The following is a 14,123-nucleotide window of genomic DNA, read 5'->3' as shown; positions in this document are numbered from 1 at the left end:
TGTTTTGATTTATTTGTTGTTGTATTTTGGTTATATTTTAGCACTTTTCATGGGGATGGTCAAGAGATTCTTCCAGTTTTTTTCCTTAATATGATCACTTGTTGGTTATTTGTTGATATTTTTTTGTGCATCTGTTATAATTTTCTCAGAAGGGCTGCCTGCGGGGCTGCCATAAAAGGAGTAAAGCATGAGAATTTCCCGGATTGACCAATTGGAACAATATATTTTAGAACACAAAACAGCTTCCATAGATACCCTGTGTGAAGTCTTTGAAATATCAAAAAATACCCTGCGAAGGGATTTAGAAGTACTGGTATCAAGAGGAACGGTAGAAAAAGTATACGGAGGTGTCGTTGCCTTAGAAACCACTTCTCCTATCCCAGAGCTGATTACCTTTCACGAGCGGGCCAATCAGAATGCGCAAAAGAAATTACGGATTGCAGCCTTAGCCGCCTCCTACGTGAGAGAACGGGATATCATATTCATTGACAGTGGTACCACGACCATGAATATTGTGGACTATCTGACCCATTTGAATACAGTCACTGTGATTACGAACAGCGTTCAGGTCATAAATAAGGCCATGAATTACCCAAATATCAACTTAATCGTTCTTCCAGGTTCCTTAAAAAGGGATACTGCCTCTCTTGTTGGCAGCTCCTGCGTAGAATATTTAGAGGATTTTAACATTGTACGGGCCTTTATGGCATGTACCGGCATTTCCGTACAGGCAGGAATCTGCAATGCTTCCACGGAAGAATATAATGTGAAAAAAGCAGCGATTAAAAAAAGCCAGAAGCATTATCTTCTGGCTGATTCCTCAAAGTTTGGCCGTGCATCCCTTATGACCTTTGGAGATGTGAGTCAGTTTGACTCTATTCTAACCGATCAGATGCCGGATGATGCATTCTGTTCCTACTGTGAAGAACTGGGCTGCGCCATCCGCATCGCCACGGAATAACCTCTAAAATGTAATCTCTTCTGTATTTAACAGGGTAACATCTTCTTTGTAATAGGGCTGCATGCTCTCTTCCACATTGATTTTCACATGCTCAAACGAGATATCTCTGGCATAGTCTGCATAGATTCCGGAGATCTTTGTATGAATGGCTCCATCGCCCTGGCAGGGACGGATATCATATCCTTCAATCTCCCAACGGGAGGTCTTTTCCAGGGTCAGATGGATATTTTCAAAGCTCACATCTTCCACGTAATTGTCTTCGCTTCCCCGAATAAAGATTCCATTTTCCCCTTTGCAGGTAATGTTCTGGAACCGGACATTTCTCACCTTTCCAGCTTTTACCCCAGGCTTACGGTCCTGTACGGTAATGCAGATCGGCTCGGCTCTTCCCCACCACTCATGGGAGAAGCGGCGTGTCTCAATGGTAATATTGGAGAACACGGCATTTTCCACGTTTCCGCCATCTCTGATCTGAAGGGAGATTCCACGGTTGCTTCTGCTGATGGTACAATTATCGACCAGAACATTGCGGAAGCTGCATTCCCCTTCTGTACCAAATTTTATGGCAGCGCTGGTGGAGATTAAGGTACAGTTTGAAATCACGATATTTTCACAGGGGCCGTACTGATTGTAATCTCCGGAATTTTTAAGAACAATGGCATCGTCTCCGCATTCGATGTGACAGCCGATGATCCGCACATTGGTGCAGTGGTCCGGGTCGATACCGTCGGAGTTAGCCATCTGTAAGTTATTGAGTAAGCGGATTCCCTGAATCAGTACATCATTACAGCCCACCAGATGAACGGTCCAGAAGGCACAGTTGATTAAGGTGACATCCTGAATGGTGAGATGCTCAAATTTTTCTAACAGCATAAGAGGAATTCTTGGATAGTAAGTTCCCTCAATATGAAAACCGGAGTTGGTTCCGTAAAAAATCTTTTCATTGGCATCAATGGTTCCAAAGCCTGTGATGGCTACATTCTTCTGGTCAAATCCATAGAGGAAGGCATGGAACGGTCTGCCGTTATATTCACTGTTTAAAAAGGAAGGAAGCCCGGATTCATGAGCCACGATTTTTCCTCCGTTTGCCAGAGGATAGTAATCATTTAAGTCATCACTGGCCTTTAACACGGCTCCCATCTCCAGGTGGAAATCCACGTTTGATTTTAACAGGATAGAACCGCTGTTATAGGTATGTCCGCCAGGAAGTAAGACCCGGCCGCCGCCCTCACTGGTACATGTGTCAATGGCCTCTTGGATTGCCTTAGCATCATTGGTCACTCCATCGCCCTTTGCTCCGAAATCCAATACATTATAAATCATAAATTCCTCCAATCCCGCAAACGTAGCTGTGACGTGCTGTCTTTTTCTAAATGTGTGATATATGTTAAATTGGCACAATTATATCAATTCTATCCGAAGAAGAAAAGCTGAAAACTAAAATAAACGGCAGGGACTTATAAAAAAGCTGTTTTTTATAAGCCCTCTGCCGTTTTTTAACCTTTGAGACCAGAGGTGCTTATCCCCTCCACCAGATATTTCTGAAGACAGATAAATATGATGACCGCCGGAAGAATGGATAAGGTAGCCATAGCGAACATGGCACCGTAATCGGAGGAAGAGCCAGGATCACTAAATAGCTTTAATGCAAGGCTCACCGGATATCTTGCAGATTCATTGATGTAGAGCAGGGCAGAAAGAAAATCATCCCAGCGCCACATGAAGGAAAAGATACTGGCTGTAATCAGTGCCGGTGTTATGAGAGGAAGTATGATCCGGGCAAAGATGCTGTAATAAGAGCATCCGTCAATCTTTGCCGCCTCATCAAGCTCTCTTGGAATTCCATCGATGAAATTAATCATCAGGTAGATGAAAAACCCCTGAATGGCAAAGTAATAAGGAACGATGAGAGGAAGATAGCTTCCTACCCAGCCAAGCTTCTGATACCATAAATACTGAGGAATCATAAGAACCTGAGCCGGCAGCATCATGGATAAGAGCATGGCAACAAAGAGAAATTTCCTCCCAAAGAATTTACACCGTGCCAGACCATAGGCGACAAATGCAGAAGAAAACACGGTACCCAAGGTCGCTACGATTGCAATAAAAAAGGAATTGCGGAAAAATACCACAAACCCGGTTTTTGCAAAGCCTCTCCAGCCGGTGGCGTAGTTGGCAAGTACAAATTTCTTCGGTATCAATTGTCCTGCTGTGGTAAATATGGTGCTTGTTTCCTTAAAGGAGCTCATAATCATCCAGATGAGAGGATAGACCATAATGAGGCCAAATCCACACACCAGAACATGATAAACGATTTCACCCATCCGTTTCTTAGCTTTCATGGTGTCACACTCCTTCCGTATAGACCCAGAATCTCTTGGTGGCAAACAGAATCATGGTGATAAAACCAATGATCGCCAGCATGACCCATGCCAGTGCCGCACCGTAGCCTGTGTTGTAAAATTCAAAGGACTGCTGATACATGTAAACGGTATAGAATAAGGTGGAGTTTAAAGGCTTTCCCTGAGTGATGATAAAGCACTGGGTAAAGGCAAGGAACCCGTTGATCATCTGCATGACCAGGTTAAAAAATATAGTAGGAGTCAAAAGAGGCAGGGTAATCCGGAAAAACTGGGAACCCTTATTGGCTCCGTCCACTCTGGCGGCCTCATAAAGTGTCACAGGAATCTGCTTTAAGGAGGATAAAAAGATGAGCATGGATGAGCCAAACTGCCACACAGCCAGGATAATCAGAGTCCAGATGGCAGTATTTACGTTGCCAAGCCATGGAAAGCTTGAATTGACACCAGTCAGCCTTAACAGCTGGTTTACCACGCCATCCGTTGCAAACATCCGCTTCCAGAGAATGGCCACTGCCACAGAACCGCCAATGATGGAAGGCAGATAATAGGCTGCCCGGTAAAATCCGGTGATTCTCGTGGTCCTGTATAAGATGAGGGCAACGATTAAGGCGAATATAAGCCTTAAGGGCACGGATACCAATGCAAAATAAAAAGTGACCCCAATGGTCTTAAGAAACACCGCATCATCCGTAAACATCTTTATATAATTCTTGGCCCCGGTAAAAACAGGCGGCGCCAATATATTGTAATCACAAAAGGAATAATATAAGGAAAGCCCCATGGGAACTACCATAAAAAGCAAAAATCCAATGGTAAACGGAAGGCTGAATACGAAACCTGCCGTGCTTTCTTTATTCATAAAATGTCTGAAACTCTCTCTTTTCCTATCGTTCATATACGTCCCCTCCGTTCACAAAGAAAAGATTCCACAAAAAGGGGCAGAGCCTTCTCTGCCCCAATCCATTTATTTCTGGCTCATGATCTTATTGGCACCGTTGTAGAATTCTTCTGCAGCGGTAGCAGCGTCATAAGCACCGTAGCATAACTGCTCCTGTACCTGATTTAAAAGATTGAATACCTCACTTGCTCCGTCAGGCTGCGGTGGGTTGATGGGAGAGCTGTTAGGAGTTACCACATCATTGATATAACGAATGATTTCCTGATTGATCTCATCCATCTTTGGAGAAAGCTCTTCTGCGATTTTGCTGGAAGTAGGAACTCCACGCTCGCCCAGTAAAATGTTATTTGCATCACTTGAATTTATAAGGAAATTAAGGACTTTAACCGCTTCCTCTGCATTCTTTGTATGGGCGCCGATGGAGAAGAACTGGCTGGACTTTAAGTAACCGGATTTCTTTGGATCAGGAGACGGCCATGTGGTCATACCAACCGTCACGCCTTCTGGAGCAGCCTTTTGAATGGCAGTCAGCTGATTGGAGTTTGCAAAGGCGCACCAGGACATGGTTTCCGGGCTGGAGCCGTAAACCATCGGGTCCTGCTCTACGGAGCCCACGGAGATTTCAGCAAATACACCGGGATCGATGAGCCAGCCCTCTTTTAAGCCTTTGGTATACATCTCGAAGAATGGAATGTAATCTTCCTTTGTTCCGCCCATCTTTTTGTCTCCAAACAGCACAACATCATAGGCTCTCATAAAGTAATCCAGATAGGTCTGGGCAGTTCCGTAAACGATGGAGGTCTTATAGCCGGTCTTTTCATATACCTGACGGCAAAGGTCCTCAAATTCATCAATGGTCAAATAATCCTTTACGGTAATTCCGTTCTGGTCAAGAAGTGTCTTGTTGTACATCATAGCCGGTGAATTAATGCCTGCACAGATGGCATATACCCCTCCCTCCACTGTACCGGAAGCCATGGTATTCTCTGAGATGTTGGACACATCAAGTGTCTTATCGTCTATGTACGGCTTCAGGTCCACCAGTAAATCATTTTTCACATACTGGTCAATGTACATATAATCCATCTGGACAATGTCCGGAATGGACTGGCCGGCTGCTGATGTGGCGAGCTTGTTCCAGTAATCGGACCATTCAGAGAACTGGCCTTCAATGGTGATTCCCGGATTCTGCTCTGCGTACAGATCAAGTGCTGCCTGGGTCCTCTCATTACGAACCTGGTTTCCCCACCAGCTCATAGTAAGCTTTCCCCCATCCTGCTTAGCAGCTGCTGTGGTGGTCTCTGTTTCCTTGGTGGTCTCAGGAGCTGCAGTTGTTGCAGAAGTCTTACTTCCCCCACAGCCGGCCAGGGATGCTGCTGCCAGCAGACCTGTCATGAGCAATGCCATTCTTTTCTTCATAATACCTTCCTCCTTGTTAACTCATCTTAGGTAGTTTCATTATACGTTTTGCATATGGGGCGGTAAATGTGCAAAACCGAGTTAGAAGTGGAAAAAACCGAGTTGATTGTTTAAAATGTATATTTTCACGACTTATTAATTGTATTTATTCCATAATTTGTATATAATTTGGTTACAAGTCACTATAAAACCGGAACAAGAGGAGTACACCATGAAATCCTTTATCCGCAATTTATCCTTAAAAAAGAAGATTCAGTCCATTGTATTCTTAAGCATCCTGCTCTTAGCCTTTACCTCCTACCTAAGCCTCCGTATCTCCTCCCAGGCCCATCAGAAGGTACTGCACCAGACGGTGGCCACCACTCTCTCCTTTTCTGCCCAGGAGTTAAATAACCGTCTGGAAAATATCCGCACCATGGCAGATATGCTGCTGGCCGACAATTCCATGCAAAAGAGCCTTTGTGTCTATAAGGATTCCTCCCAGACCCAGGACCGGACCATTGCTTACAAGACCCTTTATACTACCTTAAATGAATACTACTTTAATTTCCGTAAGAACAACATCAATTACATGAGCCTTTATCAGGGAAATATATCTGTCCACACCCATATCATGACGAAGGAAAAGCTTCCAAGTGCCATAAAGAATGATTTAATCAAAAGAGCAGAGGAAGGAAAAGGAAAGACCCTATGGGTCACGGATTACAGCCAGGAATACGGTCTTTTTATGGTAAAGAACATCAGACGGTCCCAGTTTCTAAAGCTGGATTCCATTGGAAATCTCATCGTGAACATTGATATCAACCAGCTGATGAACTCCTTTACCAGCTCCAGCAGACTCAATGAAAAGGCGGTCTATATTCTATATCAGAACGGACATTTCATCTACAATTCCTCAGCCCTTCCGTCAGATCAGGCTTTGCTTCAAGGCTTTGATTCCAGATATGGGCGTGTCAATCTAGAATCAAACAATTATTTCTATGTAAAACGAAGCGTACCAGATCTGAATTGGGACTTTGTGTGTATGATTCCCTATAACGATATTGTGGAATCCCTTCGGGTAAGCTTCTATCTCTGCATTGTCATAACCCTTGGAGCCATGGCTCTTGCCATGGCATTGTCCTCAGCACTCATTGATTCCATCACAAGACACTTTAATATCCTTCTTCTTAAAATGAACAATCTGGCAGACGGACAGAACCAGCAGCTCACCATACGCTACAATTACAAAGAACGTTTTGATGAGGTTGGAATCTTACATACCCGTTTTGACCAGATGGTCTTAGCGGTCAATGAGCTTATAAGGACCAATTACCTCAATGAAATACTTAAAAAAGAAGCTCAGCTTAAGGCCCTGGAAAACCAGATGAATCCCCACTTTTTATACAATACCTTAGAGTCCATCAACTGGAGGGCAAAGGCTCTTGGGGCCAGGGATATCTCTTCCATGGCGGAAGCCCTGGGAACCCTTCTAAGGATCACCCTGGACCAGAAAAGCAAGCAGGTGACGTTACGAAGGGAGCTTGAGATGGTCCAGTGCTATATGACCATTCAAAAGTATAGGTATGAGGACCGCCTGGAATACCAGGTGATGGTGCCACCAGAGCTTCTTGACTTAAGCGTCTTAAAGCTCACCCTTCAGCCCCTGGTTGAAAATGCAATCCGTTACGGTCTGGAAGAAAATACGGAAGGCTGTCAGATTCGTATCGTCGCAGCCCTTACGGACGGAGTCCTATCCGTTTCTGTCATGAACAACGGCTCCCAATTTGAGGACAACCTGTTAGAAAAGCTGAAATACCATCAGATTACCCCTCACGGCTTTGGAATCGGTCTTCTTAACATCCAGGAGCGTATGAAACTGACCTACGGCTCTGCCGGAAGTCTTTATCTATATAACGAAAAGGAACAAGCCGTTGCAAAGCTTTCCTTTCCCCTGTCAAACGATCAGGAGGAAGATGGCTGCCAGAAAGGAGATTTGCCATGTTAAAGTTAATGATCGCCGACGATGAGCGAATGATCCGGGAATCCATTTCTTCCCTCATCGACTGGAACAGTCTTGGAATTGAGTTAATCGGTACCTGCAGCGACGGGATTGAGGCTTATAATATGATTCTTGATGAGACTCCCGATATTGTGCTCACCGACATCCGCATGCCAGGCTTATCGGGCCTTGAGCTGGTGGAACGAATCTCACAGACGGACCTTGGCACCCAGTTTATTATCCTCTCCGGCTTCGGAGAATTTAAGTATGCCAAGCAGGCCATGAAATTCAGGGTCCACCATTATCTCCTAAAGCCCTGCAACGAGGGACAGATCATAGAAAGCATGAAGGATGTGGTAAAGGAATACTATCATCGCCGGGCGTTCCAGGATTTAAAGGAGAGGCAGAAGGCCCTGACCCACAATCTTCATTACAGTGTACTGGCAAATATCATCAACGAGCGGATTTTTCTCCAGGAATCACCGGAGCGGGCCTGGGATTCCTATTCCGGCTTCATGGATTTTTTTAATACCGGGTATGAGATGTGTTATCTTCATTATCTGGAGGAGGAACATTTAACATCGGTTCTCAATCAGGTTTCCTTCTACATGAAGGAGCACGCGCCAGGAATCACGGTTTACAGCATTTATGTGAAAAACACTCTGATCCTGTTTTTTGAAAGTCATCAGGTTTCCTATGATAAGCTGGATGCCTTTATGATGTCACTGTCTCCCGGTAAGGCTTTAACAGAGCTTTCCTATGTAAGAGCAACTTATGTCAGTCTTTCTGCCTTAATTGAGACTCTGACCGGTAAAATTGAGAGGTACGGAATGATATATTTCATGAATGGCCTGCAGCCCGTTCCTATCTGTAACTATAAGAATCTGATTACTAAAATTGAACAGCTGACTACCTCCCTGATGCAGTCAGAAGATAAAAATTCTACCGATGTCACCTTAGAGGAGCTTTTAAATACGATTAAAAATATAGGAAACCTGGACTTTCTAAAACAGGCGGCCTCCCGCATGGTGATTAAGTTCACAACAGGAAATCGGTATTATTCCACTTTGGAAGCTACGGAATATTTAATGACCTTAAACGAACAGACAAATATAGAGGTCCTTAAAAACATGCTTATAAAAAAAATCCTGCACATCATGGAACAGCCCCATGAAAATCCCCAGTGCTGCAGTCCGTTCATTGAAAAAGTCAAGCAGTGTGTGGAAAATAACTTAAGTAACCCTAATCTGACCTTAAAGTGGATTGCAGAAACTTATCTTTTCATGAATGTGGATTATGTCAGTGCCCGTTTTATCAAGGAAACAAAACAGAAATTCTCCAATTACTTAGCAACGCTTCGCATTCAAAAGGCAAAGCAGCTGTTAACAGAAGGCAATGCAGAACAGATTCAATGGGTGGCGGAGCAGGTGGGCTGCGGGAATAACCCCCAATATTTCAGCCAGATCTTTAAAAAGCATACTGGCATGACGCCCAGCGCCTATGTGAAACGCTTAAACGGAGGAGAAAAATAAAGATGCCCTGACCAGTCGTTTCGACTGCTGTCAGGACACCTTTATGGTATTTATTCTGATTTCATTTACTAAATTCTCTCAAGAATCTTCCGAAGTGCTTCACAGGCAATGGTAAATGCCTCTTCCCCACTCAGTTTTTTCTTCTCTCCTGCACTCTGCTCTAAGGAACTAAAGCCTGCAAAGTCAGCCAGATGAGGCTCCAGAGATAAAAATCCCTGATATCCACTGTCCTTTAACAGCTTAAGAATCTTTTCCACATTTCCATCCCCATGACCTGCCGGAACTACGCTGCCATCTGACCAAAGGGCATCCTTAATGTGAATGTAAGCAATGTATGGCTTTAACATTTCATAAGCAGCCAGTGTATCCTGCTTGCACTGAACAAAGTTTGCAAAATCAAACACAGCCTTAAAATGGTCCCCATAAAATTCCTTCATCAGCTCCAGGCAGCGGTCTGCCACATCACCATAGATATCCTTTTCATTTTCATGAAGAAGGATGATATTGCTCGCCTTGGCATAATCCACAAACTGACCCAACTGGTCCATGACTTTTCCACGGTAAGGAGCATAGCTTTCATGTTCTGGCATGAAAAAGCTGAACATACGGATATAGGGCGTCTCCATTTCATGTGCAATCTCTACGGTATGCTTATAAAGCTCCATGTGAGGTGCAAAATCATCGGTGATCTTAATCTTTCCAATGGGAGAACCTACGGAAGATAACTGGATTCCAGATTCATCTAACTGCTTCTTAATCTCCCTTGCTTCCTGAATGGAGTAATCCACCAAACCTTTTCCATTTACCCCGCGCATCTCCACATGATCAATTTGGAGCTTTTTTAACACCTCAATCTGCTTACCTAAATTCATATCAATTTCATCCGCAAACCCGGATAACTGAATTCCTTCCCACATCATCGTTTCTCCTTTTTCATTGTTACATCAATCGTTTCATAAATATATTTTTTCGAAATAGTTTGTATATTATTAATAACTTCCCTCTGTGCTGAAAACAACTCCTGTGCCTTCCTTTTTCTTAGATGCCATACGACGCTTCGTAAGCTCCTCTAAGAAAAGGTCCTCATCAAATGGAAGTTCAATGTCTTTCTCAAGCCAACTGGATAAATGCATGGCATTTGATAAGGTCAGTCCGTTGATTCCCTCCACACCGTCTGCCACAAGAGGAGTTCCATGGAGAATCCGATTGGCAAATGCCTTAATCACTCCCATATGCTGTTCATTGAGTCCATCTGTTTCCACCTCTGTTACGGTGCATTCCGGAGTATCAAAGCCGCCCTTAGCTGTTTTACAGAAGGTACGCTCATTCTCTGACAGCTTATAAAGAGTCAGCTTGTTATCTTCGCAGACCAGTTTGCCCATCTCCAGGGTGACTTCAAACCGGTTGGTGCCAGGGGCGTCTGCAGTGGTGGTAACAAAAACGCCGGTCGCTCCATTGGGATATTCCATATAGGCGGTCACATCGTCTTCCACCTCGATCTCATGCCATTTTCCATTGTGGCAGAATGCCCTTACCTTGCTCGGCATTCCGCAGATCCACTGGATGAGGTCCATATTGTGGGGGCACTGGTTTAATAAAACTCCGCCGCCTTCCCCATCCCAGGTAGCTCTCCAGCTTCCGGAATCATAATAGGACTGGGTGCGGTACCAGTCGGTTACGATCCAGTTCACCCTCTTAATGGCCCCAAGCTCTCCGCCGGTTACCAGCTCGTGCATCTTTCGGTAAATGCTGTTGGTTCTCTGATTGAACATCATGGCAAACACACGGTCACTCTTTTTAGCCGCCTCATTCATCTCCCGTACCTGCTTGGTGTAAACACCGGCTGGCTTTTCACAAAGTACATGAAGACCATGGTTCAAGGCATATATCGTAAGCTCCGGATGCTGATAGTGAGGAACCACAATCAGTACTGCATCGCAGGTTCCGGAATCAATTAATTCAGTTCCTTCCTCAAAGATCGCCACGGATTCCGGCAGATGTTCTTTCGCCCAGGTCCTCCGGCCCTCCTGTCTGTCTGCCACTGCAGTGATTGTCAACTGAGAAAGCTCCGCTTCCAGTATGTTCTTTACATGTCCTGACCCCATATTTCCAATTCCAATAATTCCAAGTCTCACCTGTTCCATCGTCATCTCTCCTTATTTCTTGCTGAATCATAAATATCCATTACCGTAAAGAATGTGTTTTCCACAGAGGAAAGGTCATTGCCATAGGCTTCTTTCGTCAGTAAGCAGTGATAAAAGTCCCTGATGCAGGCTTCATGCCCTCTGCCCCAGTATTCCTTTCCCGGAGCCAGCCCCTTAGCTGCCTGGAAATAAACCGGCTCTTCATCTTCCCAGGTCCTGTACCAGACGGAACCCCCTTCCAGTCTGACTACTCCCTTTTCGCATACCAGTTCAATAAAAACAGGAGCATCGTATCCAAAGGCAGTTGTGGCGTAAAATGTGGCACGAACCGGGTCATCCCCTTCTGTAAACTCCATATACGCCTCTACCATATCCTCCACCTCTATCACATTTTTTAAATGGTGGTTTCTGATGGTCGCCTCCGTCCTTACAGGCCTTCCAAGCCAGTACAGCAAAAGATCCAGAGTGTGAATGGACTGGTTCATTAAAGCTCCGCCTCCCTCCGTCTGGAGACTTCCCCGCCATTCGCTTTCCGTATAATAGGACTGCCCCCGGTTCCAGGTGACAAAGGCTCTACCTCCTTTTACCTTTCCAAGAATTTCCTCCTTTAAGATACGGCTGACCTCTCTTGTAGTCTCGTTATAACGGTTCTGAAAGCAGATGCCAAGTCTTCCCTTGCTTGCTTGTTCCGCCTTAGAAAGCCTGAAAAACTGCTCTCTGGTGATGGCTGGCGGTTTCTCCATAAATACAGAAATTCCCTTCTCTAATCCTGCCACTGCCAAGTCCGTATGGCAGTAATGAGGCGTGCAGATGTGGACCACCTCTAAATCCTCTTTTTGAAGCATCTCATCCAAAGATTCATAAGCCCTTCCATCACCACCGGTATATTCCTTCGAATATTCCTCCGCACGCTCCTTATGGATATCTGCAAACGCACAAAGACTGACCCCCGAAAGTCCATTTAAGCTCATGGCATGAACCCTTCCAATGCTACCGCAGCCAACGATACCAACCCGAACCATGATTCCATCCCCTTTTCTTTTTGCTGTTTCTATGATAGATTTATTATATACTTTTATTAACGCAATTTGTTTGCGTAGATTGACTAGAAACATGCGCAGATTGTCTTTTTAAGGAGGCTCCCATGAAAAAGGAAAATCTTTATCATTACAGTGAATTTTCAGAACCCTTCACTTGTGATTTTACCACCAGCCATGCCGCGGGAAATGTGGATTTTCATATGCATAACAGCCACGAAATATATCTTCTTTTGGACGGGCATATCCAGTATTTTGTGGAAAATGCCTGTTATGATATGAGCCCCGGTAACTTAATCCTCTTTTCTAACCGGGAAATACACAAGGCCATCAACTCCAGCAACGAGCTATTTACCCGCCTTGTAATCCACATAAATCCCGCCTTTATCCGTCCTTACTCCACTCCCAATACCAATCTACTTGATTGTTTCCACCGGGAGCCTGGAGTAAACAATTTAATACTGCTTTCAGGGGAGGATTACAAAGTAATGATTTCCATGGCAGAGACCTTAGAAAAGGCAAAAAAAAATCGCGGCTCCTACGGCAGCGACTTAACAGAGATTACAACTTTGCTTCAAATATTGGTTTTAATTAATAAAACATACAAAAAGACCGGTTCTAAAAATACCTCTCCAAGACCTCATAAGGCCCAGGCTATTATGAACTATATTGATGAGAACTTAACAGCTCCCATGACACTGGATTCCATCTCCAACGCCCTGGCTCTTGATAAATATTATTTAAGCCATTTATTCAAATCGGAAACAGAAAGCAGCATCTTCCAGTACATTGTTGTAAAACGGGTAGCCCTGGCAAAGGAGCTTTTACTAAAGGGCCACACCGTTTCCGAAGCCTGCTATTTGTCCGGCTTTCATGATTATTCCAACTTTATCCGTACCTTCCGTAATACCACCGGATGTACGCCGGGACAGTTCAAGCGGTTGAATGAGTAAGGAGTTATTTCATCTTATAGACCGGGTCGGCCGGATAGCCGCCCCGAATTTTCTGCATTCCCCGCTGCAGGGCATCCTTTGACTGCTTCCAGTCGGCATCCCGGTTTATATAATCGAATTTCTCAATGAACCAGTCGATATCCCCTGACATCCGTTCCATATTTTCTTCCATCAGTGGAAAAAGGACAGAGTAAAATTCCTTACGATCCCCGTCACCTAAGTACTGATCGGCTCCGCTGCATAAATCCCCAAAGTGATGAAAGCAGAACCCCTTGCTTTTTGTCAGCTTTTCCCGGAAGGAAGAATCATTCTTATAAAGATGGAAAAAGGTTGCCACATACCGTTCGTAGCGTTTGGAAAATCGGTCACAGATATAGCAGGTCTTTTCTTTTGATGTGACCCATTCACGTATGGAATTTTCATTCCCTGACTTTTTCATCAGCCGGTCCTTTAAGGAGGTCTTCTGAGGAGCGAAATGGGTAAACTCCTCCTTCATTTCCTTTAACAGCTTTTTATAATAGGTCTTAAGAATCCAGCCGTTCCCAAGGGCATTGCCGTAATCAAACATCTTTTTTTGATGGGTGCGGCAGAAGCCTTCCTGATCCGTGGCTGCTCTGGTATCGCTTTCCATGTAGGATGCGCAGGAGCCAAGTACAAAGTCCATTAATTCCTGCTCTGCCTTTCTCTCTAAGAAGCAAAAAGGGCATTCCTCCCCTGCATCCATGGCATCATTTAACGGTATCTCATATAGTTTTTCCTTCATCTCAGCCTTTCCTTTCCTATCTCCTGTAACACATTTCCTATGACATAAAACCCGGCTGTGCCAGGATTCTTC

General features: G+C 44.5%; 12 protein-coding genes. 4 read left to right on the top strand and 8 right to left on the bottom strand.

Annotation, left to right across the window (positions count from 1 at the left end; translation table 11 throughout):
- The first annotated feature begins 187 nt into the window (after positions 1 to 187).
- Positions 188 to 961 carry a DeoR/GlpR family DNA-binding transcription regulator gene (locus tag T546_RS0108080; RefSeq protein WP_026891169.1) on the top strand — a complete coding sequence of 258 codons (774 nt, stop codon included), beginning with the start codon at positions 188 to 190 and terminating at the stop codon, positions 959 to 961.
- Positions 962 to 964: 3 nt separating this feature from the next.
- On the opposite strand, the gene T546_RS23120 is transcribed toward T546_RS0108080, so the two are convergent.
- The 4 genes from T546_RS23120 to T546_RS0108060 form a co-directional block, all read right to left on the bottom strand.
- Positions 965 to 2,284, bottom strand: coding sequence for a glycoside hydrolase family 28 protein (locus tag T546_RS23120; RefSeq protein ID WP_034598344.1), 1,320 nt, complete (start codon positions 2,282 to 2,284; stop codon positions 965 to 967).
- A gap of 173 nt (positions 2,285 to 2,457) precedes the next feature.
- Positions 2,458 to 3,303: a carbohydrate ABC transporter permease gene (locus T546_RS0108070; protein WP_026891168.1), complete on the bottom strand. Its 846-nt coding sequence runs from the start codon at positions 3,301 to 3,303 to the stop codon at positions 2,458 to 2,460.
- 4 nt (positions 3,304 to 3,307) lie between these two features.
- The gene (locus T546_RS0108065; protein WP_026891167.1) at positions 3,308 to 4,219 is read right to left on the bottom strand and encodes a carbohydrate ABC transporter permease; all 912 of its coding nucleotides are present in this window, start codon (positions 4,217 to 4,219) and stop codon (positions 3,308 to 3,310) included.
- Positions 4,220 to 4,288: 69 nt separating this feature from the next.
- Positions 4,289 to 5,641 (bottom strand): ABC transporter substrate-binding protein, encoded by a 1,353-nt coding sequence (locus tag T546_RS0108060; protein ID WP_026891166.1) that lies wholly within the window; start codon positions 5,639 to 5,641, stop codon positions 4,289 to 4,291.
- Positions 5,642 to 5,852: 211 nt separating this feature from the next.
- Between T546_RS0108060 and T546_RS23115 the strand changes: the two genes are divergently transcribed.
- Together T546_RS23115 and T546_RS0108050 are read left to right on the top strand one after the other, a co-directional pair.
- The gene (locus T546_RS23115) at positions 5,853 to 7,628 is read left to right on the top strand and encodes a cache domain-containing sensor histidine kinase (RefSeq protein ID WP_051629677.1); all 1,776 of its coding nucleotides are present in this window, start codon (positions 5,853 to 5,855) and stop codon (positions 7,626 to 7,628) included.
- Complete coding sequence (locus T546_RS0108050) at positions 7,622 to 9,154, top strand: response regulator (protein WP_026891165.1); 1,533 nt, start codon at positions 7,622 to 7,624, stop codon at positions 9,152 to 9,154. The genes T546_RS23115 and T546_RS0108050 overlap by 7 nt, the downstream gene beginning before the upstream one ends.
- Before the next feature lie 68 nt (positions 9,155 to 9,222).
- Here the strand turns inward: T546_RS0108050 and T546_RS0108045 are convergent, their stop codons facing one another.
- The 3 genes from T546_RS0108045 to T546_RS0108035 all read right to left on the bottom strand — a co-directional run bounded on the left by T546_RS0108045 (position 9,223) and on the right by T546_RS0108035 (position 12,320).
- On the bottom strand, positions 9,223 to 10,074 hold the full coding sequence (locus tag T546_RS0108045) for a sugar phosphate isomerase/epimerase family protein (RefSeq protein ID WP_242842201.1): 852 nt from the start codon (positions 10,072 to 10,074) through the stop codon (positions 9,223 to 9,225).
- Positions 10,075 to 10,143: 69 nt separating this feature from the next.
- Positions 10,144 to 11,298 (bottom strand): Gfo/Idh/MocA family protein, encoded by a 1,155-nt coding sequence (locus T546_RS0108040; protein WP_026891163.1) that lies wholly within the window; start codon positions 11,296 to 11,298, stop codon positions 10,144 to 10,146.
- 2 nt (positions 11,299 to 11,300) lie between these two features.
- On the bottom strand, positions 11,301 to 12,320 hold the full coding sequence (locus T546_RS0108035) for a Gfo/Idh/MocA family protein (RefSeq protein WP_034598337.1): 1,020 nt from the start codon (positions 12,318 to 12,320) through the stop codon (positions 11,301 to 11,303).
- A gap of 122 nt (positions 12,321 to 12,442) precedes the next feature.
- Here T546_RS0108035 and T546_RS0108030 point away from each other — a divergent pair, with 122 nt between their 5' ends.
- Positions 12,443 to 13,288, top strand: coding sequence for an AraC family transcriptional regulator (locus tag T546_RS0108030; RefSeq protein ID WP_026891161.1), 846 nt, complete (start codon positions 12,443 to 12,445; stop codon positions 13,286 to 13,288).
- A gap of 4 nt (positions 13,289 to 13,292) precedes the next feature.
- Here T546_RS0108030 and T546_RS0108025 read toward each other — a convergent pair whose 3' ends face one another.
- Positions 13,293 to 14,051 (bottom strand): DUF6062 family protein, encoded by a 759-nt coding sequence (locus tag T546_RS0108025; protein WP_026891160.1) that lies wholly within the window; start codon positions 14,049 to 14,051, stop codon positions 13,293 to 13,295.
- Positions 14,052 to 14,123: the final 72 nt, after the last annotated feature.

Origin of the sequence: [Clostridium] aerotolerans DSM 5434, assembly GCF_000687555.1 — a bacterium.
GTDB classification, from domain to species: Bacteria; Bacillota; Clostridia; order Lachnospirales; family Lachnospiraceae; genus Lacrimispora; species Lacrimispora aerotolerans.
This window is presented reverse-complemented; position numbering and strand designations above follow the sequence as displayed.